This window comes from Campylobacter troglodytis (assembly GCF_006864425.1).
Classification (GTDB): domain Bacteria; phylum Campylobacterota; class Campylobacteria; order Campylobacterales; family Campylobacteraceae; genus Campylobacter_D; species Campylobacter_D troglodytis.
On record NZ_QHLI01000191.1, the window covers coordinates 1 to 789 of the forward strand.

The window sequence follows — 789 nt, forward strand, 5'->3', positions numbered from 1 at the left end:
ATTCTTTAAAATTGCATTTCTTAGTGCCTTACTCTCAAGCCTATCTTTGGCTGATGATTTTCTTGCAAAGCTTACAAATGGTGCTTTAAGCGATAACTTGGCTGGGGTTAAAAAACTTACACTTGATGAAGCAAGTCAGGTTGTGGGTGGGTATTTAGTGAAATTTTATACACTTAGAGACACTAAGCTTTGGAATGTTTCTATAAGTGAAATGGTTGCTGTAATTGATTTAAGCCGAGCTGAATTTGAAGGCAAAGGTGTTTGCTATATGGGCGTATCTGATTGCAGAATAATAGGTGCAGATGGGAATAAATTTTTTACCTCAAGTGCTAAAGATAATTATAGAGAATTAGCTTCTGTGGCAGACCCTCAAAAAAGAGAATACTTGGCTGTGAGTGTAACTCAAATTTTCAGTAAAGCAAATCCTTACCGTCCAACTCTTAACTATGTAGTCAATAATGTAGTTTTGGGAGTGAGCAATAAAGGAAGTATCTATAAGCTTAGAAATACTTATGGCAATAAAATGACAATGTATGTTCGCTCAACATATGAAAAGGCGATGAAAAACCACCTTGCTTATAAACTCTTAAGATAAATTAGCGATTTATCCCTTAGTTTTTTAACTAAGGGATAAAATAAGGACACTTCAATGATAAACACAAATTTTTCAAACAATCCTTTCTCAAATATAAAACTCTCAGTTAGAGAAAAAACAAATTCAAACGCTGTAAATTCAAATTCTAAAATCTCAAATTCAGCTAATGAAGTCTTAGGCTATAAGGTTGATAA

The 789-nt window shown here is 33.2% G+C and carries 1 pseudogene; it reads left to right on the forward strand.

Annotated features, from left to right (window positions below):
• Positions 1-595: pseudogene (locus DMC01_RS12660) on the forward strand (hypothetical protein); the annotation flags it as partial.
• Between the last annotated feature and the right edge of the window lie 194 nt (positions 596-789).